The sequence below is a fragment of the Salifodinibacter halophilus genome, assembly GCA_012999515.1.
Classification (GTDB): domain Bacteria; phylum Pseudomonadota; class Gammaproteobacteria; order Nevskiales; family Salinisphaeraceae; genus Salifodinibacter; species Salifodinibacter halophilus.
Window position 1 is genome coordinate 1 of record JABEEB010000652.1, and the last position, 240, is coordinate 240.

The 240-nt window shown below is 57.9% G+C and carries 1 protein-coding gene; it reads left to right on the forward strand.

Annotated elements, in window-relative coordinates; translation table 11 throughout:
- On the forward strand, positions 1-240 hold a 240-nt coding region (locus HKX41_13185; protein ID NNC25088.1), incomplete at both ends, for an integrase.

Consider the following 240-nt stretch of genomic DNA (forward strand, 5'->3'; position numbering starts at 1 on the left):
AGCCACCCCAGCCAGCCTGAGCGGTTCTATACGGCAGCGGATCTGCAAAAGATCTTCGACCCGAAAACGTTCATCCCATGGGCGATGAAGTATCCGCACCGCTGGTGGGCGCCGATGCTCGGTATGCACACAGCAATGCGCGTCAATGAGGTCGCGCAACTGAAGGTCAGGGACATCGTCTGCGAAAACGGCACGTGGTGCTTTGCGATCCAAAAAACCGCCGACGAAGATCTGTCCAGC